The following is a 20451-nucleotide window of genomic DNA, read 5'->3' on the forward strand; positions in this document are numbered from 1 at the left end:
ACTATCATGGTAGCCACCCACACCCATGACGCACCGCACACGCACGACCATCAGCACGGCGACATAACCCACAGCCACGCGCACACCAGCCATGAGCACGAGCATGTCGCCCATGAGCACCCACACTCACACGACGACGGGACCCAGCACACCCACGAGCACGTCCATCAGCGCGGCCTCGAAGGCCTTGAAGGCCTTGAAGAGGTGCACAGCCACGCGCACAGCTGAGTCGAGGGTTCAGACCCTCGGGCAGTAGTGCGCGGGGTTGTCGCGCTCATCCAGGGGCGGCAGGTTGCGCGCCGGAGTCTGCACCAGCGGGGTGTCGGCCGGGATCCGTCCGCTGACCCGGTCCCAGCCGGCCCGCGCCCGCGGGTGCTTTCGGTACCGGCGTGGCACGACGGCGAAGACCAGACGGACAAGGTCACCAAAGCGCCGGTGTAGCCATTCATCCCGGCGCGACCACTGGTAGCCCATCAGTTCGCGCACCGGCGGGTCGTAGAGGCCGACCGTGAGCCAGACGAAGAACGGCGCCAACAGCCTGCGCTGCAGCGCCCACAACCTGTCCGGAATCCATTGGGCGAAGGGAGGTTTGGGCAACGCGGTCAAATCCAGCACGGCCCGCGCCGCAAAGTTGTTCTCCAGCACGTTGCGACACATGTCGTCCCAGTAGACCTGAAATTCCTCCCAGGACGCCGGCACGGGCCGCATGCTCATGCCGTACATGCGATACCACTGGACGTGTTCGTCGAAAAGCTGACGCTTCTGCGCCTCGGTCAGGCCGCCGCAGAACCGCTCGGCGACGTGCAGGGTCCCGACGAAAAAGGTGGCATGCGCCCAATAGAAGACGTCGGGGTTCAACGCGTGGTAGCGGCGCCCCGACGCGTCGACGCCCTTGATGTCCACGTGGTAGTCGCGCACCTCGGCGCCGGTGACCGGAGCTCGCTCGCCGTCGAAAACCACGCCGCCGATCGGGTACAACGACCGCAACAGCCGCGGCCAGCGCTCCCGAAAGAACGTCGAGTGCTCCTCGACCGCCGCACCCAGCTGGGGATGCATATTCTGCATGGACCCGGCCCAGGGACCCTGCAGCATGCCGCGCCAGTCACCGAAGTATCGCCAGGTCAGCGAATCCGGGCCGAGCGGCACTGGTGGTGCGTCGTAACCCTGCGGCGAAACCGGGCAACCGGCGGGTACCGCGCCGTTCGGCGCCGCAGCGGCAGCGGCGCCAGTCGAGGGTTGCACCTTAGCGCTGGTCAGCGGGCACGAAGCAGACGTATCTTGAGTCACTGGTGCTTTCCCGGTGGTTAGGGCGACGTCAGCAATTCTGACTACACGCGTTGTCACTTGAAGTTTAGGAGCGATGTGCAGGCCGGTCAAAAACGAGGCCGCTGGACCGGCGTCCCGCTGGAAGATCGCCACGCCGTACGTCGGGAAAATCTGATCGCCGCCGGCGTGCAACTGCTCGGCGAGAAGGACGGGCCGGCGCTGACCGTACGTGCGGTCTGCCGCAAGGCGGCCCTGACCGAGCGCTACTTCTATGAAAGCTTCACCGACCGTGAACACTTCGTGCGCGCGGTGTACGACGACGTCTGTACCCGGGCCATGGCCACACTCATGTCAGCCCATACCGCCCGGGAAGCCGTGGAAAGATTCGTCGCCCTGATGGTCGATGATCCGGTGCGCGGGCGGGTGCTGCTGTTGGCGCCGACGGTGGAACCGGTGCTGACCCGATCCGGCGCGGAGTGGATGCCCAACTTCATCGAACTGCTGCAGCGAAAACTCTCCCGCATTGTCGACCCGGTTGTGCAGAAACTGGTCGCCACCAGCTTGATCGGCGCTCTGACCGGCCTGTTTACCGCCTATCTGAATGGTCAACTAGGGGCCACCCGCCAGCAATTCATCGACTACTGCGTCGACATGCTGCTCAATGCGGCGGCCAGCCATGTGCCGCACCGACCCGGCCAGGAAGCCGGGCACCCCGCTGCGGCGCGGCCTCGCGACTGACGTCGCCACAGTCACAACAGTCACAGTCGTGGCTCGCCGCGCGGCGGGCAAACTTGTTGATACCGGTCGACACAGATATATTGAGTGCAACCCATCGACACAGATAACCGGAGGGACTATGTCAGCCCAGCTGACCGACTTACAGCTGCTGCACGAACTCGAACCGGTCGTCGAGAAGTACCTCAACCGGCACATCAGCATGCACAAGAACTGGAACCCGCACGACTACATCCCGTGGTCGGACGGGAAGAACTATTACGCGCTCGGCGGCCAGGATTGGGATCCGGAAGAGAGCAAGCTTTCTGACGTCGCCCAGGTGGCCATGGTGCAGAACCTGGTCACCGAGGACAATCTGCCGTCCTATCACCGTGAGATCGCGATGAACATGGGCATGGACGGCGCCTGGGGACAGTGGGTCAACCGCTGGACCGCCGAGGAGAACCGGCACGGCATCGCGCTGCGCGACTATCTGGTAGTGACCCGATCGGTCGACCCCGTGGAGCTGGAGAAGCTTCGCCTCGAGGTGGTCAACCGGGGCTTCAGCCCGGGCCAGAACCACCAGGGCGAATATTTCGCCGAGAGCGTCACCGACTCCGTCATCTACGTGAGTTTCCAGGAGCTGGCAACCCGGGTTTCGCACCGCAACACCGGTAAGGCCTGCAACGACCCGGTGGCCGACCAGCTGATGGCCAGGATCTCCGCCGATGAGAACCTGCACATGATCTTCTACCGCGACGTCAGCGAGGCGGCGTTTGACCTGGCGCCCAACCAGGCGATGAAGTCGTTGCACCTGATCCTGCGCCACTTCAAAATGCCCGGCTTCTTGGTGCCCGAGTTCCGCCGCAAGGCGGTCATCATCGCCGTCGGCGGCGTCTATGACATTCGCATTCACCTCGACGAGGTGGTCAAGCCGGTGCTGAAGAAGTGGCGCATCTTCGAGCGGGATGACTTCACCGGCGAGGCCGCACAAATGCGCGACGACCTCGCCAAGCTGATGGAAGAGCTCGAGGCGGAGTGCGACAAGTTCGAGGCGTCCAAGCAGCGCTACCTCGCGCGCCAGGCCCGCATGGATGAGCGCATCACCGCCAGGAAGGTGCTCACCACCAAGGGCACGCTGAGGATGACCGGGCGGTAGTGGCCGTTGCGTATCGGCTCAATCGAGCTTGCCAGCCCGGTTGTGTTGGCACCGATGGCCGGTGTGACGAATGTCGCGTTCCGCACCCTGTGCCGTGACTTCGGTTCGATGCGTGGCGACCCGCTGCGTCCGGCTTCACCGCCCTTGCGATCGCCACGAGAACAGGCGAAGGTCGGCACGGTCGGCGGACTCTACGTCTGCGAGATGGTGACGGCCCGCGCGCTGGTCGAGCGGCATCCGGTCACCATGCACATGACGACGTTCGCCCCGGACGAATCGCCTCGCTCGCTGCAGCTCTACACCGTCGACCCCGACACCACTTACGCGGCGGCGCGAATGATCGCCGACGAAGGCCTGGCCGACCACATCGACATGAATTTTGGGTGCCCGGTGCCCAAGGTCACCAAGCGCGGTGGCGGGGCGGCCCTGCCGTTCAAGCGACGGCTGTTCGGCCGGATCGTGGCTGCGGCGGTGCGTGCCGCCGAAGGCACCGGGATACCTGTGACGGTCAAGTTCCGCATCGGCATCGACGACGCTCACCACACCCATCTGGACGCCGGCCGCATCGCGGAGGCCGAAGGTGCCGCCGCGGTCGCTCTGCACGCCCGGACGGCCGCGCAACGGTACTCCGGCACCGCCGACTGGGACCAGATCTCCCGGCTCAAGCAGCAGGTCACGACCATCCCGGTGCTGGGCAACGGGGACATCTACGATGCCAGCGACGCGCTAGCCATGATGGCCACCACAGGATGTGACGGCGTTGTCATCGGCCGCGGTTGCCTGGGCCGACCATGGCTGTTCGCCGAGTTGTCGGCCGCCTTTACCGGCCGCCCGGCTCCCACCCCGCCCACACTCGGTGAGGTCGCCGACGTCATCCGCCGCCACGGAGCCCTACTGGCGGCACACTTCGGTGAGGACAAGGGCATGCGCGATATCCGCAAGCACATCGCCTGGTACCTGCATGGGTTCCCGGCCGGATCAGACGTCCGGCGAGCGTTAGCGCTGGTCAAAACGTTGAGCGAACTCGACGACCTGCTGAACCGGTTGGACGGCAGCGTCCCGTTCCCGAGTGCCGGCAACGGCCCCCGCGGCCGGCAGGGCTCACCCGCCCGGGTGGCCCTTCCCGACGGTTGGCTGGACGATGCCGACGACTGCCGGGTGCCCGACGGAGCCGACGTCATGCATTCTGGTGGTTGAACCGAAACTCTTCCGAGATCGCGTCTGCGACCACAAGTCAGTACGATGTGGGCTTTATGCATGGCGCGGCGCCGATCGGCTCGGCGCTGCGCTGACGTGTGCGCACGGACAACCCAGATGTCCGGATCATATTTTTCGGAGGCCGATGGGACATGAGTGACGGCGACAAAGACGCCACTCCTGACCTTCGGCGCGTGTCCGGCTCCCGCGACGACGCCCAACCGGTCACCCTGAACCCGCCGGCGACACCGGGCGCCGCGCCGTGGGAGCGGTTGTTCGCGCCGCCGCCCGAGGACAGCTTGCTCCGCTGGTCGGGAGTGTCATCCGGCGATGCGGCCGGACATCACGGCGGCCCGGACCACGCAGAGCCCGCAGAGGTCGGCTGTCACGTCAACGGCGGAGTCAGCGTCGCGGAGCTGATCGCCAAACTCGGCGCACCTGCGCCCGCCCGTCCCACCCATCGCCACAGCGCGCCGGACCCCGATCCCGTCGCGGAGCCGTCGCAACCATCCCGGATGGACGTGGAGGTCCCCGACGACGACGCGGACCAACTGGACACCCAGGTCATCGCCATTCCGGCCTACTCTTCAGAACTCCTCTCCGAGCTGCCCGACCTCGGGTCGGCCGCCTTCGCACCGGATACCGTCGCCGCCGAGCCACCCGAGGGCGAGCCGGCCGCGTCGTCGCGGGCGCCTGTCGTCAAGCGCTCAAAAACCCCGAAGCGCCGGGAGAACCGGGCAAAGAAACGGCGTTCGCGCCGGCGGCCGATGCTGCTGGCCGGGCGGTCACTGGCGGCCATGTTCGCCGTGCTGGCGCTGGTCCTGACCGGCGGGGCGTGGCAGTGGAGCGCATCGAAAAACGAACGGCTGAACACGGTAAGCGCGCTCGACCCGAACTCCGGCGATATCGTCGACCCCAACGGGCAGTACGGCGACGAAAACTTCCTGATCGTCGGCATGGACTCGCGCGCCGGCGCGAATTCCGAGATCGGTGCCGGTGACACCGAGGACGCCGGCGGTGCCCGGTCGGACACCGTCATGCTGGTCAACATCCCGGCGAACCGGAAGCGGGTGGTGGCGGTGTCGTTCCCCCGCGACCTGGCGATCACCCCGATCCAGTGCGAGGCCTGGAACCCCGACACCGGCAAGTACGGGCCCATCTATGACGAGAAGAAGGGGACGTGGGGTCCCCGGATGGTCTACACCGAGACGAAGCTGAACTCGGCGTTTTCTTTCGGCGGCCCGAAGTGCCTGGTGAAGGTCATCCAGAAGCTGTCCGGCCTGAGCATCAACCGCTTCATCGCCATCGACTTCGTCGGTTTCGCGCGAATGGTCGAAGCCCTCGGCGGCGTCGAGGTGTGTAGCACCACTGCGCTGCGCGACTACGAATTGGGTACGGTGCTCGAACACGCCGGACGTCAGATCATCGACGGGCCGACCGCGTTGAACTATGTGCGAGCCCGCCAAGTCACCACCGAGAGCAATGGCGACTACGGTCGCATCAAACGTCAGCAATTGTTCTTGTCGTCACTGCTGCGTTCGCTGATCTCCGAGGACACGTTGATGAACCTCAACAAGCTCAACAACGTCGTCAACATGTTCATCGGCAACAGCTACGTGGACAACGTCAAGACCAAGGACCTGGTACAGCTGGGCCAGTCGTTGCAGCACATGGCGGCCGGCCACGTCACGTTCGTCACCGTGCCGACCGGCGTGACGGACCAGAACGGCGACGAACCGCCCCGGACGGCCGACATGAAAGCGCTGTTCGCCGCCATCATCAACGACGATCCGCTGCCGCTGGAGAACGACCACAACGCGCAGACGCTGGGGAACTCGCCGACGACGGCGCCGACCACGACGAAGAAGACGCCCCCGCCGAACGGCACCGGCGAGGTCCAGCGCGAACAGGTGATCACCACGTCGCCGCAGGAAATCACGGTGCAGGTCTCCAACGGGACCAGCACCGCCGGCCTGGCGACCACCGCAGCCAACCAGCTCAAGCGAAACGGCTTCAACGTGATGACGCCGGACGACTACCCGAGTTCGTTGAAGGCCACCACGGTGTTCTTTTCCCCGGGCAATGAGCAGGCCGCAGCAACCGTGGCCGCGGCGTTCGGCAATTCGAAAGTCGAGCGGGTCACCGGGATCGGACACGTGGTTCAGGTAGTCCTCGGCCCGGATTTCAGTTCGGTGACCACCCCGCCGCCCAGCGGCTCGTCGGTCAGCATGCAGATCAACCGGAATTCCAGCACTCCGCCGACCAAGCTGCCCGAGGATCTGACCGTCACCAACGCCGCCGACACCACCTGCGAGTAAGCGCTTCACGGCGTATCCGGCGTCGAGAACGTAGGCTTTATCACATGCGAACCGCTTACCACGAGCAACTCTCGGAATTGTCCGAGCGGCTCGGTGAGATGTGCGGGCTGGCAGGCATCGCCATGGAGCGGGCGACCCAGGCCTTGCTGCAGGCCGATCTGGTGTTGGCCGAACAGGTGATCTCCGACCACGAAAAGATCGCAACGCTGAGCGCCCGGGCCGAGGAAAGCGCGTTCGTCCTGCTGGCACTGCAGGCCCCGGTCGCCGGTGATCTCCGGGCAATCGTGAGCGCGATCCAGATGGTGGCCGATATCGACCGGATGGGCGCACTTGCCCTGCACGTCGCCAAGATCGCCCGCCGGCGGCATCCGCAGCATGCGTTACCCGAAGAGGTCAAAGGATACTTTGCCGAAATGGGCAGAGTCGCAGTCGAATTGGGAAACAGCGCGCAGGAGGTCGTGTTGTCCCGCGACCCGGAGAAAGCGGCCCGGATCCGCGAGGAAGACGACGCGATGGACGATCTGCACCGGCATTTGTTCAGCGTTCTGATGGACCGGGAATGGAAGCACGGCGTGGCAGCGGCGGTCGACGTGACGTTGCTGGGCCGGTTCTACGAACGCTTCGCCGACCATGCCGTCGAAGTGGCGCGACGCGTGATCTTCCAGGCGACCGGGAGGTTTCCCGAAGACGAAACGACGCCTCACTCGCGCTAATTCGACCGCGCTAGCCGAATCGGCCGGAGATGTAGTCCTCGGTGGATTTCTGGCTCGGGTTGGAGAAGATCTTCTCGGTGTCGTCGATTTCTATCAGGCGGCCCGGCTTGCCCACGGCCTCCAAATTGAAGAACGCCGTCTGATCGCTCACTCGGGCGGCCTGCTGCATGTTGTGCGTGACGATGACGATCGTGTAGTCCTGCTTCAATTCACTGATCAGGTCTTCGATTGCCATCGTGGAGATGGGATCCAGCGCCGAGCACGGCTCGTCCATCAGCAACACATCGGGCTGGACGGCGATGGCCCGCGCGATACACAACCGCTGTTGCTGGCCGCCGGACAACCCGCCGCCGGGTTTGTCCAGCCTGTCTTTGACCTCATCCCATAGGTTGGCGCCGCGCAGCGAATATTCGGCGGTTTCGTCGAGCACCTTGCGGTTGCGCAGGCCCTGCAACTTCAGGCCGGCGACCACGTTGTCGCGAATCGACATCGCGGGGAACGGGTTGGGCCGCTGGAAAACCATTCCGATCGCCCGCCGCACCCCGACCGGGTCGATGCCGGGCCCGTAGATGTTTTCGTCGTCGAGCAGCACGGTGCCTTCGACGCGCCCGCCGGGCACCACTTCGTGCATCCGGTTCAGCGTGCGCAACACCGTGGTCTTGCCGCACCCCGACGGGCCTATGAATGCCGTCACGCTGCGAGGCAGAATCGACAAGGACACATCGGCGACGGCCTGAAACGCCCCGTAGTAGATGTTGACGTCCTTGAGGTCCAACCGCTTGGCCACTGAGTGCTCCTGCCTACGACTTCTTGGGGACGAGGATGGCGGCGACCACCCTGGCGCCGATATTGATCATCGCGATCAGCAACATCAGCGTCAGCGCGGCGCCCCACAGCCGCTCTGTGGGGACCGGGCTGATGCCGGCGCCCGCCGTCGCCTGGTCATACATCATGCCCGGCAGCGACCCCATGAACCCGCTGAATATGTCGAAGTTCATTGTCTGTGCATAACCAACCAGGATCAGCAGCGGCGCCGTCTCGCCCATCACCCTGGCCAAGGCCAGCAGGATGCCGGTCACGATGCCGGACAACCCGGTCGGGATCACGATCTTGGCGATGGTCTTCCACTTGGGCGCTCCCAGCGCGTAACTCGCCTCTCGCAGATCTACCGGGACGATACGCAGCATCTCTTCGGTCGAGCGCACGATCACCGGCAGCATCAACAACACCAGCGCCAGTGACACCGCAAGTTGGGAGCGGGGGAAGCCCAGGACCGCGACCCACAGCGCATAGATGAACAGGGCCGCCACGATCGACGGCACGCCGGTCAGGATGTCCACCATGAAGGAGACCACCCTGCGCAGCGCGCTAGCGCCACCGTATTCGACCAGATAGATGGCCACCAGGACGCCGATCGGGATGGATATCGCCGCACACACCACACCCTGCAACACCGTGCCGACGATTGCGTGGTAGGCACCACCGCCGGCTTTCAACGACGTCATCCCGGCCTGTGAATGCGTCCACCAGGTGCTCGACAGGACCGTCCGGAGGCCGTTGACCAGCACCGAGCACAGGACCCACGCCAGGGGTGTCAGCGCGATCGCCATCGATAGCGTCACCAGCACGGCGGCCATGTTGTCGGTGACTCGACGGCGCCGGCCTAACGCGGGCAGTGCACGCGCTTTGACGGGCCGGTCCAGCATCGAGGTCATCGGGTGGCCCTTCCCGCTCCGGCCAGAGCCGCGCGTGCCGCGGCGTTGACCACGAATGTGAGCAGGTAGAGCATCAGTCCCGCGGCCAGGTAGGCACCGGCTTGGTAGGGGTTGTCGAGGCCCGATGCGGCGGCGGCGATCTTGGTGGCGAAGGTCGAACCACCATCGAACAGTGACCAGCCGAAGGCTTGCTGGGTACCGTGCAAGATGATCAACAGCGCGACCGTTTCTCCCAGTGCCCGTCCCAGGCCCAGCATCGCGCCGCTGATGTATCCGGACCGTCCGAACGGCAACACCGTTGTCGTGACAACCTCCCAGCGGGTGGCGCCGAGCGCCAGCGCCGCCTCTATCTGGCCGTGCGGGGTCTGGGCGAACACTTCGCGCGTGACCGCGGTGATGATCGGCAGGATCATCACCGCCAGGACGATGCCGCCGGTGAAGACGTTGCCCCCGCCCCCAATTGAGGTATTGCCGCCGGCGAACAGGAAACAGTGACCCAGGGTGTGGTTGAGCGAGGTCGCGACGGGTCGCAGGTGTGGCGCCAGCACGTGCAAACCCCATACGCCGTAGATGATCGACGGCACCGCGGCCAGCAGATCGACCAGGTGGGCCAGCGGCATGGCGAACCGTCGCGGCGCATACTGCGTTAGGAATATGGCGACACCCAGCGCGACGGGCATGGCCAGCACCAGTGCGAACAGCGATACGAACGTGGTCACTCGCAACAGATCGAGGATTCCGAAGTGCATCGCCGAGGGGTCGGCGGTCTTCCAGGTTCCGCCGTAGGTCAAGAAGTTTTCTTTGTTGCGCGCCAGCGCCGGTATCGCACGCCACAGCAGAAACGCGCCGATCGCGGCGATCAGAACGATGATCAAGACGCCGGAACCCTGCGATAGCCCGCGAAACACCCGGTCCCCCAGACCCGGTTTGCCGGTACCCCAAGGGTTGATGGAGGTTGCCGGCGGCTCCGGAAAAGGCGCAGCAACGATCGCACCCGCCTCGGCTGGGTCGGGCACTGTCACTGCGATCCCGTCGATCCTGTCACTGCGGTGCTTGTTGGCTCCTCTTTTATCAGCGTCGTCCGTGGTCAAGCAGTCATTGCAGGGCGTTTATGGCGGTGACCAGGCGTTCTTCCACCTTATCTGGCACCGGAACGTAGCCGGCCGACGGAAGGCCGGTCTGACCGTTGTGGACGGCAGTGGTGAGAAACGCCTTGACCGCGGCACCGATGTCGCGCGGGTATCCCTTCGAGCACACAATCTCGTAGGTCGCCAGTACCAACGGGTAGGCGCCCGGGTCCTGGATGGCGAAGATCGAATTCAGGTCCAGAACGAGGTCGTTTCCGTTGGCCGCAAAAGTGACGGAGTCGATTGCCTTGCGAGCCGTTTCCTCGGTGAGCGGTACGACGTTGTTGCCGGTGTCGATCTGGGCGAACGGTATGCCGGCGCGGTCAGCGAAACCTTTCTCGACATAACCGATCGAACCTGGCGTGACCTGTACGGCTTGGATCACACCTGCCGACCTTTCGACGCCTTCCCCGACACCGCCGTGAAACTCGCCGCCGACACCTCGGCTCCAGCTTTGTGGCGCGGCGGCGGTCAGGTACTTCTGAAAGTTGTCCGTGGTTCCCGACGAATCCTTCCGGTACACCGGGATGATTTTGATATTAGGAAGTGCCACACCAGGATTGAGGGCCGCAAGGATCGGGTCGTTCCAGGTCCGAATGGACCCGCTGAAGATCTTTGCCATCGCATCGGCGTCGAGAACCAGGTTCGTTACGCCAGCGAGGTTGTACACCAACGCAATTGGCCCGAATACCAGTGGCAGGTCCCAGGCCGGGTTTCCTTTGCAGCGGTCGGCCGCCGGACCGATCTGCTCGGCGACCAGGGGCGAGTCCGATCCCGCGAAGTCGACATGACCGGCGATGAACTGCTCGCGACCGGCCCCTGACCCGGTCGGGTTGTACGACACTTTCTTACCCGGACACGCCTGGCCCCATGCCTGGTTGAACAACGCCATGGCATTCTGCTGGGCAGTCGATCCCTCTGCCGTCAGCGCATCTCGGCCGCTGCAGTCGGCCTTTGGCAACGGCGCTGCGGAGCCATTCGCCGAGGAAATACCGGGGTTTTGATCGCTACCGCATGCGGTGAGGGTCCCACCGCAAGCGGTGATCACCGCCACCGCCGCCGCGAATGCCCTGACCACCGTATCGAGCCTCATCGATCTCGCTCCCTGAATGCATTTACGACGATTGCGGCGCTGCACGGCCGTCTTCAGGACGAATTGCCAAGTCAACCATTAACTATGCGTCGTGCCGGAACTTGCCGGTTGGCGATCGTCAGCCGAGTGCCGGATCTGAGCAGGCCAGCGCGTAGGCCGTGTCGACGCTATGGGTGACAAATCCCAGGCTGTGATAGGTCCGCATGGCCGCGACGTTGTCCGATTCCACATACAGCATGACGGTGGGTTCTTCGGCAGGGTTCACGCCGGCCAGCCGCCGCGCCAACGAGCTGAGACCAATCAACGTCAACGCCTTGCCGAGCCCACGCCCTTGCGCTACCGGATCGACGCCGAGAACGTAGACCTCGCCAAGGTCAGGCTGGTGGTGAATCTTGGTCCAGTGGAAACCCAGCAGCTTCGCCTCGTGGCCCGGGGAAGCGTCGAACGCCAGGATGAGGCCCGCCGGATCAAACCAAGGTTCGCCGCGCCGCTCGGCCAGCTGTTGTTGGGTCCAGCCACCTTGTTCGGGGTGGTATGAGAACGCGGCGTTGTTGACCCGAAGCAGTTCGGCGTCATCGGTCGGGCCGGCGTAGGTGCGGATCCGCAGCCCGTCGGGGATTGTCGGCTCGGGGATATCGCGCAACGAGCGGCGCATCTGCACCAGTTCGCGCACCGGGGCCAGACCCAGCGCGGCGGCCGTGGCCCGGGCGGCTTCCAGGGTGCCGTGCGCCCAGAATTGGTTTTTCCCATGGGTTTTTGTCAGCGCGGCGCGCGCCATGGCGGTGCCGACACCGCGACGCCGGGATTGCGGGTGCACGACCAACTCGGCCATTGCGGAATCGGCATCGCGCGCCGGGCTGAGGTTGAGATAGCCGACGATCGCGTTGCCCGCTCGGGGATCAGTGGCCACCAGATGGTGCGTGCGCCGCTGTCCCAATTCTCGCAGCACCTGCTCGCCCACCGGCGCCACACCGTCGAATTCTGTTGCCGCCGAGATTATTTCGTGTACTTCCTGCTGCTGACCGGCTGTCAGCGCCGAGCGCCACTCCCCCGGCGTCACTGACTGCGCAGCGGGTCGACCAGCGGGTCCTGGAAATCTGCGGAATCGGGCCCCGATCCTTCGTCGTCGGGCTCGGCGACTGCGGTTCGGCCCCGCGCAGGCCGCACCGCCTTGTAACCGACGTTGCGGACGGTGCCGATCAGGGCTTCGTGCTCGGGGCCGAGTTTGGCGCGCAATCGCCGGACGTGCACATCGACCGTGCGGGTGCCGCCGAAGAAGTCGTATCCCCATACCTCGTGGAGTAGCTGCGCACGCGTGAACACCCGTCCGGCATGCTGGGCGAGGTATTTCAGGAGTTCGAATTCCTTGTAGGTGAGGTCGAGCGGTCGGCCCCGCAGTCGCGCGGTGTAGGTGCCTTCGTCGATCACCAGTTCCCCCAGGCTGACCTTGCCGACGCCTTCTTGGTCGGACAGACCGCCTCGCCGGCCAACCACCAGGCGCAGTCGGGCGTCGATCTCGGCCGGGCCGGTACTGGGCAGCAGGATCTCGTCCAGCCCCCAGTCAGCGCTGACTGCCACCAGCCCGCCCTCGGTCACCACGGCCAATACCGGCGCGGACCGACCCGCGGTGCTCAGCAGACGGCACAGACCGCGCGCGGCCGACAGGTCGTTGCGCGCGTCGACAAGCACCGCATCCGCGTTACCGGCCTCCAGCAGCGACGAAGCCTCCGGCGGCGCCGTCCGCACGTTATGCGAAAGCAGCGACAGCGACGGCAGGACTGGGTCGGGATACAGCTCCGAGGTCAGTAGTAGTAATTCCAACGATCCCCTCCAGCGTCGGGGGAAGGCATCTCCCTGAGTCAGCGCAACCGGTGAACTTTAGCGGCCGGATCGTCTAACGATAACCTGCCACCTGGTCTTTGGCCCGGTGACAATGCAGGCACCGCCTGCTGAGGAGCCGGGCAAATCCGACGACAGCCCGGTGACAATGCAGGCACCGCCTGCTGAGGAGCCGGGCAAATCCGACGACAGCCCGGTGACGATGCAGGCACCGCCTGCTGAGGAGCCGGGCAAATCCGACGACAGCCCGGTGACGATGCAGGCACCGCCTGCTGAGGAGCCGGGCAATCGACGACAGCCCGGTGACGATGCAGGCACCGCCTGCTGAGGAGCCGGGCAAATCCGACGACAGCCCGGTGACGATGCAGGCACCGCCTGCTGAGGAGCCGGGCAATCGACGACGCGGCCTGCGAAGTTGGCACCGGGCGCCGCGTCATGTCACATTCGCCCCATCTGCCCCAGCCGGTGCGGGGGATCTGCGTGTGTGCCCAGGTCACGAGAAAATTCAATCGTTGACCAGCACCTAGGAAACCCACGAAACCTTGGCCCAATTTTCGGCACGCCGATACGGCACCTCCGCTCGAACCTCTTGTGAGGGCGGGCGTTCGGGAGATACCTCACGTACTCACTGAATCGGCGGCCATGCCGCCGTATCGAGTGTGCGGTGACGGCTTTGAGGGTGCATGCAGGGCGGGGTCTGCCCACGATCGGCCGCCCTGACGGCACACTCGGCGCCATCAGCGCACAGTCGGCGCCATCAGCGCACAGTCGACGCCGCCAGCGCACAGTCGACGCCGCCAGCGCACAGTCGACGCCGCCAGCCGTCGACCCAACCGCACCAGCCCACGACCTTCATCTCTTCACGCCGGGGTGTGGCGCCCGCATCGCTCGCAGCGACAACGGGTGCGCAGCCGAGCGCGGCGGTTGTCGCTCCAAGCCGGGCACTCTTGGTGAGTCAGCGCGTACCGGCGGATCCGGAGGCACATGTGGCAGCTATGTCGGCGGCACTTGGAAACCCCGGCGCTGCAGCCGGCTTCAACCGCAGCTTCGGACCTGCCGCCAGCGGGTCAAGATTCAGATCCGGCCATGAAACGCCGTGGACGGCGACGCCCGGGAGCTCAGCCAGGGATAGCGCCGGGGCGATAGGCCACAATATGCGGATGCGCAAGGTGCTGATCGGTGTCGCCGCCGTGGCCGTCGTCGTCCTCGGCGCCGTCGGCGTCGACTTCGGCGCCAGCATTTACGCCGAATATCGGCTTTCGACCAGTGTGCGCAAGGCAGCCAACCTGGGCTCTGATCCCTTCGTCGCCATCCTCGGTTTTCCGTTCATCCCGCAGGCGATGCGAGATCGCTACGGCGAGCTGGAGATCAAGGCGTACGCCATCGAGCACTCGACGGTGGGCACAGCCACGCTCGAAGCCACCATGCATTCCATCGATCTGTCTCACGCATCCTGGCTGATACAGCCCGACGCGAGGTTGTCGGTGCACGAGCTGGAAAGCCGCATCATCATCGACTCCATGCACCTGGGCCGTTATCTGGGGATGGCCGATCTGATGGTGCAGGCGCCTCTCCAGGAAAGCAACGATGCCACCGGCGGCACCACCGAATCGGGGATATCGGGCAGTCACGGGCTCGTTTTCAGCGGGACACCGAAGTCAGCCGACTTCGATCGTCGGGTCAGCGTCGCGGTGGATCTGTCCATCGATCCCCACAGCCAGGAGACCTTGGTGATCACACCGACAGGGGTGGTGACCGGCCCGGACACCGCGGACCAGCCCGTTCCGGACGACAAACGGGAGGCGGTACTGCACGCCTTCAGTAGCAGGCTGCCCAACCAGAAGCTGCCGTTCGGGGTGGCGCCGAACACTGTGGGCGCACGCGGGTCGGACGTCATCATCGAGGGCATCACCTACGACGTGACCGTTGCGCTCACCGGATTCAGGCAGTCATGATCACCGGATCGACGCCCCACGGAAGCTCAACGCCGGCCGCCCCGGCCCCGACGATGCTGTTGGCTTGATCACTACGTCATTGGGTAAGCTGACCGACGTGTCAGCCCGCCTTGAGCTCAAGCTCACCAAGCGACGCGCAGTTGATCTGTGCCGCACCACGGGCTGTTGCTGTTGCTGTTGCTGTAGCTGCTGAGTAGCCGCGTCGTCCACGCAGCGCTCGGAGCAGCCTCGGAGACCCACCGCGGCGTATCTCCCACCTTTTCCGTGCAATCGGCGTATCTAGGAGTAATTCGTGTCGAGTAATAGCACCCCCGCCCAAGTGGGTGTCGACGTCCGCGGGCCGCGATTCGCCGCGTGGCTGACGACGGGGGTTCTGGGGCTCGTCCTGATCGTTTCCGCCTTCAGTTCGGCAGCTGCCGCAGTTGCCTTGAGCATCCAGGCGGTCGTGTTCGCTGTCGGTGCCGCATTCGGGCCTCGCCGGCATCCCTATGGGCTGCTGTACTCGACGTTTGTGTCGCCCCGCCTGGGACCGGTGCGAGAACGGGAACCTGCGCCACCGCTGAAGTTCGCCCAACTGGTCGGATTTGTGTTCGCTATCTGCGGGATCATCGGCTTCGCTGTCGGCCCGGTTGTGGTGGGCGTCGTTGCGACTTCGTTCGCGCTGGCGGCCGCCCTCCTCAACGCGGCCTTCGGCATCTGCCTGGGCTGCCAGCTTTACCCGCTGCTGGCCCGCCTGCGGCGCGGCGCCATTCCCGCCTGACTGCTGTTTATCTGACGCAAATCGAAAGGATCCCCACCATGGCACGCTCCGACGTCCTGGTCTCTGCCGACTGGGCTGAGAGCAATCTCAGCAATCCGGAAGCGGCCAACATCGTCTTCGTCGAAGTCGACGAGGACACCAGCGCATACGACGACGGCCACATCCCCGGCGCCATCAAGCTGGACTGGCGCACCGATCTGCAGGACCCGGTCAAACGCGACTTCGTCGACGCCCAGCAATTCTCGAAATTGCTCAGCGACCGCGGCATCTCCAACGACGACACCGTGGTCCTCTACGGCGGCAACAACAACTGGTTCGCCGCCTACGCCTACTGGTATTTCAAGCTGTACGGCCACGAGAAGGTCAAGCTGCTCGACGGCGGCCGCAAGAAGTGGGAACTCGACGGCCGCCCGCTGTCCACCGACACCGTCACCAGGCCCGCGACCTCCTACAGCGCGGCCCCGCCGGACAATGCCATCCGTGCATTCCGTGACGAGGTGATCGCGGCCATCGGCGCCAAGAACCTGGTCGACGTGCGATCCCCCGACGAGTTCTCCGGAAAGATCCTGGCGCCGGCGCATTTGCCGCAGGAACAGAGCCAGCGGCCCGGCCATATTCCCGGGGCGATCAACGTGCCGTGGAGCAAGGCCGCCAACGAGGACGGCACCTTCAAGTCCGACGAGCAACTGGCCCAGTTGTACGCCGGCGCCGGTCTGGACGGCACCAAGGAAACGATCGCGTACTGCCGGATCGGGGAACGGTCCTCGCACACCTGGTTTGTCTTGCACGAATTGCTCGGGCACAAGAACGTCAAGAACTACGACGGCAGTTGGACGGAATACGGCTCCCTGGTGGGTGCCCCGATCGAGTTGGGAAACTGATATGTGCACTGCGCCGAAGCAAGGACTGACGCTGCCTGCCAGTGTCGACCTGGAGAAGGAAACAGTGATCACCGGTCGTGTCGTGGACCGCGACGGCCAAGCCGTGGGCGGCGCCTTCGTCCGGCTGCTGGACTCGTCCGACGAGTTCACGGCGGAGGTGGTCGCGTCGGCCACCGGCGACTTCCGGTTCTTCGCCGCGCCGGGCTCCTGGACGGTGCGCGCACTGTCGAAAGTCGGCAATGGTGACGCGGTGGTCAGACCGTCGGGCGCGGGCATTCACGAGGTCGACGTCAAGATCGCCTGACAGCCGCTCCAGGCTGATCCCGGATAGACTCATCCGCGTGGTGCTGTTCTTCGAGATCATGCTGGTCCTGGCGACCGTGGTCATCTCCTGGTTCGCGCTGTATGCGCTGTATCGGCTGATCACCGACGAATCGTGACCTCCGACGACGGCCATCACGGGCCGGGTGCGGGCTCCGGCGACCGCGCCGTCGCCGGAATGTTTCAAGCGGCGGAACGTGCCAAGCTGACCGCGACCCGCAATATTCCCGTCTTCGACGATTTGCCACTACCCGCCGACACCGCCAACCTGCGCCAAGGCGCCAGCTTGCACGACGCGCTGCTGGCACTGCTGCCGCTGGTCGGTGTGTGGCGCGGCGAGGGAGAGGGCCGCGGACACGACGGTGACTACCGCTTCGGCCAGCAGATCGTCGTGTCGCACGACGGCGGAGACTATTTGAATTGGGAAGCCCGGTCGTGGCGTCTCACCGACACCGGTGAGTACCTCGAACCGGGTTTACGCGAGACGGGCTTCTGGCGTTTTGTCAGCGATCCCGACGACCCGAGCGAGTCGCAGGCGATCGAGCTGCTACTGGCGCACTCCGCCGGTTACGTCGAGTTGTTCTACGGCCGCCCGCGCAACCAGTCGTCCTGGGAGTTGGTCACCGACGCGTTGGCCCGGAGCCGCTCCGGCGTGCTGGTCGGCGGGGCCAAGCGGCTCTACGGCATCGTCGAGGGCGGCGACCTCGCCTATGTCGAGGAGCGGGTGGACGCCGACGGCGGGTTGGTGCCGCATCTGTCGGCGCGCTTGTCCAGATTCGTCGGCTGAGAGTTGCCCCCCGGGCCTGAGCCGCCCGAAGCTAACCGACCCATTTGTTGCCTTCGCCCGCTGGTTCTGCGTGTACTGTTCGACGTCCGAGCAGCCGATACACGAACGAAAGGAGCCGGCGGATGGCGCGCAGCAGGACACCCTCGCCGGTGGCTCGCTGGGTGGTGTCGGTCATCGGGGTGCTGTTGATCGCCTATCTCGCCGCGGTAGCCCTGCAACCAGCGATTCTCGATGTGCTGCCGTCCTGGCTGAGCTGGTTCGGCCGCCCGGGGTCGATGGCGACCATCGCGGTCGTGGTGTCGGTTTTGATCGCTGTCTCGGTGCTGAACTTCCGGGGAAACGGCAGCCACCGGCTGGTGGGTGTTTCGTTCACCGTGATTGCATTGCTCATCACGATGAGCGCCGTGTTGGGCCTCAGTTCGTACTGGGGCTGTCATGACGCCAACCATCCGGCTGTCTTCACCCCGTTGATGTGGACCGCCCAACTGGTCAAAGGCAGCACCGGGGACACCTCGCTGAGTGGGCGCACCTGCCCCAATCCCACGCCTGTCGGCCTGGAACTGGCCCGCATCGCGGCGCTGTCGGCGATCTTCACCGGCTTGGGCGGCGTCGTGGTCGGTGTCTTCCGCTCCCAGGTGGACCGGCTGCGGGCCAATCTCGCCGATTCGGTCACCGCGATCGTGGGTGTCGACGACGACACCGAATCGATGGTCAGCGCGATCGCGCGGACGTTGGATCGGCGCAGCACCCTGGTGGTGATCACCAACGCCGGCGACGACCGGGTGCAGCGGGTCCGAAGGCTGGGCGCCCGGGTGGTGCTGGTCGACCTCAACGCCCCGTCCACCCTGGTGTCGCTGCGACTGTGGCGCCATCTCGGGCGGCTCTATCTGATGTCGCCCGATCCGGCGACCAACCTGATGTGGCTGGACCTGATCGGTCGTCGGCTCGCCGAGATCGGCGACAAGCAGCGGTTGCCGCTCATCGTTCGCATCGACGACCCGTGGCTGGCCGAGGCGTGGCGGGCCCAGCAGTTCGGCGGCTCCGACACCAGATGGGCCGCCGACGTCGTCGGCCGGTACGAGGTCACCGCCGGCCGACTACTCGACGGCATCATCGCGACGCCCAACATACAACGCGTATTTATCTGCGGCACTTCACAATTGACGCTGGCACTGTGCGCCGACCTGACCCGGCGAGCGCTCGAACGCGACTTCTACACCCCGCCCGGGGTGCCACCTCTCCCGGCGCTCACGCTGGTGGAACGAGACGCCGAGGACTACCTCAAAGACCACCAGTTCTACCGCCAGCAGGCCGGCTTCTTGTCGGACGGACCGGCAATCGACGCGGTGCCCGAGGCGCCGACGGTACCGACCCTGCTGCGTCTCATCGGTGACGCCGACCCGGCAACGTGCGCAGTGATTCTGGTCGACACACATTCCGCGGCCACCGGAACCAGGCTGGGCGCGCGCCTGCCCGCGATGCCCGTCTACGCCTGGGACCCCAATGCCCGGGGCACCGAGGATTCCTCGCAGATCGTCGGCCTGCTGCAGACCTACAGCCTGGCGCTGGACACCCGTCAGGGTCAGGTACAGGACGCCTGGGAACGCGCGGCCAGGCTGATCCACGAGCGCTATGTCGCCACCATCGACCCGAACGCGCCGAGATCCCCGGCGGTGATGCCGTGGGCCCAACTCGACGAGTTCTACCGCGGGTCCAACCGTCGCCAGGTGCGCAACGCGCTATGGATGGTCGAACGGATCGCCGGACACACCTGGAACACCTGGGGCAGCCCGCCGGCCCAGCTGTCCGGCCGGGACATGGCCGATCTGCCGCCGCTAGAACAGCTCGCCCTGATGGGCTTCGACCGCTACTCGGCGCTGAGCATGGCCAAGGCAGAACATGAGGACTGGTGTCGCTACTACCGTCGCAACGGCTGGAAATACGGAACCCCCCGCGACGATTCCCGCCGAATCCACGACAAGCTGGTCGACTGGTCGGAGGTGGAAAGCAACCCCGACCTGCTCAACGCCGCGGTGCGCAGCCTGGCGGCCACCCTCTGGAGCCTGCGCCAGCTGGGCTACCGGTCACGCCCGCTGTGGCGATCTTTCACTCGTGTCGGGACGGTCACCGCTGAGCAGCGGGGCAGCCCGTGGACCTGGAAGTCGGATTCGGGACAGACCATGCGCGCGGCCGCGGGAGACTGGGCCGTCCAAGCCGACGGTAAGACCTGGTCGGTGCGCGACGACATCTTCCGGGCCACCTATGAGGACGTCGGCGACGGACAATGGCGCAGGAAGGGGCAGGTGCAGGGTCGGCCCGCGCATGCGGGCGAGACGATCAACACCCTGGAAGGGCCGACGATCGCCGCGGACGGAGACTGGGTGGTACGCGGCAGTGACGGCGAGCAATGGCCAGTCCCGGGGGACGAGTTCGCCCGCCGCTATGTCGAACTTCGTCCGCCGGAGGAAGAGGACGCCCACGAGGGACCGGATAGTAGTACCCATCGGCGCCAACCGGCGTCATGATGCAGCGCACGTTTGCCAAAGCCAGATTGCTGTGCTCAATGCCATGCGCTACCGTCGCTTGACGGATTCGCCGTGTTAGCT

At 65.4% G+C, this 20451-nt stretch carries 21 protein-coding genes; 14 read left to right on the forward strand and 7 right to left on the reverse strand.

What is annotated here, in order from left to right; translation table 11 throughout:
* Window positions 1-6 precede the first annotated feature (6 nt).
* Complete coding sequence (locus MKAN_RS32720) at window positions 7-228, forward strand: hypothetical protein (RefSeq protein WP_036394032.1); 222 nt, start codon at window positions 7-9, stop codon at window positions 226-228.
* Window positions 229-237: 9 nt separating this feature from the next.
* On the opposite strand, the gene MKAN_RS10180 is transcribed toward MKAN_RS32720, so the two are convergent.
* Entirely contained in the window at window positions 238-1287 is a 1050-nt protein-coding gene (locus tag MKAN_RS10180; RefSeq protein WP_036393790.1) for an oxygenase MpaB family protein, read from the reverse strand.
* A gap of 75 nt (window positions 1288-1362) precedes the next feature.
* Between MKAN_RS10180 and MKAN_RS10185 the strand changes: the two genes are divergently transcribed.
* From MKAN_RS10185 to phoU, 5 genes are all read left to right on the forward strand, one after another.
* Window positions 1363-2004: a TetR/AcrR family transcriptional regulator gene (locus tag MKAN_RS10185; protein WP_023367949.1), complete on the forward strand. Its 642-nt coding sequence runs from the start codon at window positions 1363-1365 to the stop codon at window positions 2002-2004.
* Window positions 2005-2122: 118 nt separating this feature from the next.
* Window positions 2123-3139, forward strand: coding sequence for an acyl-ACP desaturase (locus tag MKAN_RS10190; protein ID WP_023367951.1), 1017 nt, complete (start codon window positions 2123-2125; stop codon window positions 3137-3139).
* Between the two features lie 54 nt (window positions 3140-3193).
* Complete coding sequence (gene dusB / locus MKAN_RS10195; RefSeq protein ID WP_230589279.1) at window positions 3194-4336, forward strand: tRNA dihydrouridine synthase DusB; 1143 nt, start codon at window positions 3194-3196, stop codon at window positions 4334-4336.
* 152 nt (window positions 4337-4488) lie between these two features.
* The gene (locus MKAN_RS10200; RefSeq protein WP_036394034.1) at window positions 4489-6654 is read left to right on the forward strand and encodes an LCP family protein; all 2166 of its coding nucleotides are present in this window, start codon (window positions 4489-4491) and stop codon (window positions 6652-6654) included.
* A 44-nt stretch (window positions 6655-6698) separates the two neighbouring features.
* Complete coding sequence (gene phoU / locus MKAN_RS10205) at window positions 6699-7367, forward strand: phosphate signaling complex protein PhoU (RefSeq protein ID WP_023367957.1); 669 nt, start codon at window positions 6699-6701, stop codon at window positions 7365-7367.
* 10 nt (window positions 7368-7377) lie between these two features.
* Here phoU and pstB read toward each other — a convergent pair whose 3' ends face one another.
* The 6 genes from pstB to MKAN_RS10235 all read right to left on the reverse strand — a co-directional run bounded on the left by pstB (window position 7378) and on the right by MKAN_RS10235 (window position 13123).
* Window positions 7378-8154 (reverse strand): phosphate ABC transporter ATP-binding protein PstB, encoded by a 777-nt coding sequence (gene pstB / locus MKAN_RS10210; protein WP_023367959.1) that lies wholly within the window; start codon window positions 8152-8154, stop codon window positions 7378-7380.
* A 13-nt stretch (window positions 8155-8167) separates the two neighbouring features.
* Window positions 8168-9082, reverse strand: coding sequence for a phosphate ABC transporter permease PstA (gene pstA, locus MKAN_RS10215; RefSeq protein ID WP_023367961.1), 915 nt, complete (start codon window positions 9080-9082; stop codon window positions 8168-8170).
* Window positions 9079-10104 carry a phosphate ABC transporter permease subunit PstC gene (gene pstC / locus MKAN_RS10220; protein ID WP_036393793.1) on the reverse strand — a complete coding sequence of 342 codons (1026 nt, stop codon included), beginning with the start codon at window positions 10102-10104 and terminating at the stop codon, window positions 9079-9081. Before pstC ends, pstA begins: the two co-directional genes overlap by 4 nt.
* A 73-nt stretch (window positions 10105-10177) precedes the next feature.
* Complete coding sequence (gene pstS, locus MKAN_RS10225; protein ID WP_023367965.1) at window positions 10178-11302, reverse strand: phosphate ABC transporter substrate-binding protein PstS; 1125 nt, start codon at window positions 11300-11302, stop codon at window positions 10178-10180.
* Window positions 11303-11420: 118 nt separating this feature from the next.
* Window positions 11421-12362, reverse strand: coding sequence for a mycothiol synthase (gene mshD / locus MKAN_RS10230; RefSeq protein WP_023367967.1), 942 nt, complete (start codon window positions 12360-12362; stop codon window positions 11421-11423).
* The gene (locus MKAN_RS10235) at window positions 12359-13123 is read right to left on the reverse strand and encodes a winged helix-turn-helix transcriptional regulator (protein ID WP_023367969.1); all 765 of its coding nucleotides are present in this window, start codon (window positions 13121-13123) and stop codon (window positions 12359-12361) included. The genes mshD and MKAN_RS10235 overlap by 4 nt, the downstream gene beginning before the upstream one ends.
* A 106-nt stretch (window positions 13124-13229) precedes the next feature.
* On the opposite strand from MKAN_RS10235, the gene MKAN_RS31100 reads away from it, so the two are divergent.
* The 8 genes from MKAN_RS31100 (at window position 13230) to MKAN_RS10275 (ending at window position 20370) form a co-directional block, all read left to right on the forward strand.
* Window positions 13230-13469 (forward strand): hypothetical protein, encoded by a 240-nt coding sequence (locus MKAN_RS31100; protein WP_036393795.1) that lies wholly within the window; start codon window positions 13230-13232, stop codon window positions 13467-13469.
* Between the two features lie 826 nt (window positions 13470-14295).
* Window positions 14296-15096 carry a mannan chain length control protein LmeA gene (lmeA, locus tag MKAN_RS10245; protein WP_023367973.1) on the forward strand — a complete coding sequence of 267 codons (801 nt, stop codon included), beginning with the start codon at window positions 14296-14298 and terminating at the stop codon, window positions 15094-15096.
* A 97-nt stretch (window positions 15097-15193) separates the two neighbouring features.
* The gene (locus MKAN_RS32975; RefSeq protein WP_364469214.1) at window positions 15194-15289 is read left to right on the forward strand and encodes a putative leader peptide; all 96 of its coding nucleotides are present in this window, start codon (window positions 15194-15196) and stop codon (window positions 15287-15289) included.
* 99 nt (window positions 15290-15388) lie between these two features.
* On the forward strand, window positions 15389-15856 hold the full coding sequence (locus MKAN_RS10250) for a DUF4395 domain-containing protein (protein ID WP_036393799.1): 468 nt from the start codon (window positions 15389-15391) through the stop codon (window positions 15854-15856).
* Between the two features lie 38 nt (window positions 15857-15894).
* Window positions 15895-16737 carry a sulfurtransferase gene (locus MKAN_RS10255; protein ID WP_023367977.1) on the forward strand — a complete coding sequence of 281 codons (843 nt, stop codon included), beginning with the start codon at window positions 15895-15897 and terminating at the stop codon, window positions 16735-16737.
* A 1-nt stretch (window position 16738) separates the two neighbouring features.
* The gene (locus MKAN_RS10260) at window positions 16739-17041 is read left to right on the forward strand and encodes a DUF1416 domain-containing protein (RefSeq protein ID WP_023367979.1); all 303 of its coding nucleotides are present in this window, start codon (window positions 16739-16741) and stop codon (window positions 17039-17041) included.
* A gap of 195 nt (window positions 17042-17236) precedes the next feature.
* Window positions 17237-17845 (forward strand): heme-binding beta-barrel domain-containing protein, encoded by a 609-nt coding sequence (locus tag MKAN_RS10270; protein ID WP_225722930.1) that lies wholly within the window; start codon window positions 17237-17239, stop codon window positions 17843-17845.
* A 122-nt stretch (window positions 17846-17967) separates the two neighbouring features.
* Window positions 17968-20370 carry a hypothetical protein gene (locus tag MKAN_RS10275; protein WP_042312135.1) on the forward strand — a complete coding sequence of 801 codons (2403 nt, stop codon included), beginning with the start codon at window positions 17968-17970 and terminating at the stop codon, window positions 20368-20370.
* Window positions 20371-20451: the final 81 nt, after the last annotated feature.

Origin of the sequence: Mycobacterium kansasii ATCC 12478, from assembly GCF_000157895.3 — a bacterium.
In the GTDB taxonomy this organism is placed as follows: Bacteria; Actinomycetota; Actinomycetes; order Mycobacteriales; family Mycobacteriaceae; genus Mycobacterium; species Mycobacterium kansasii.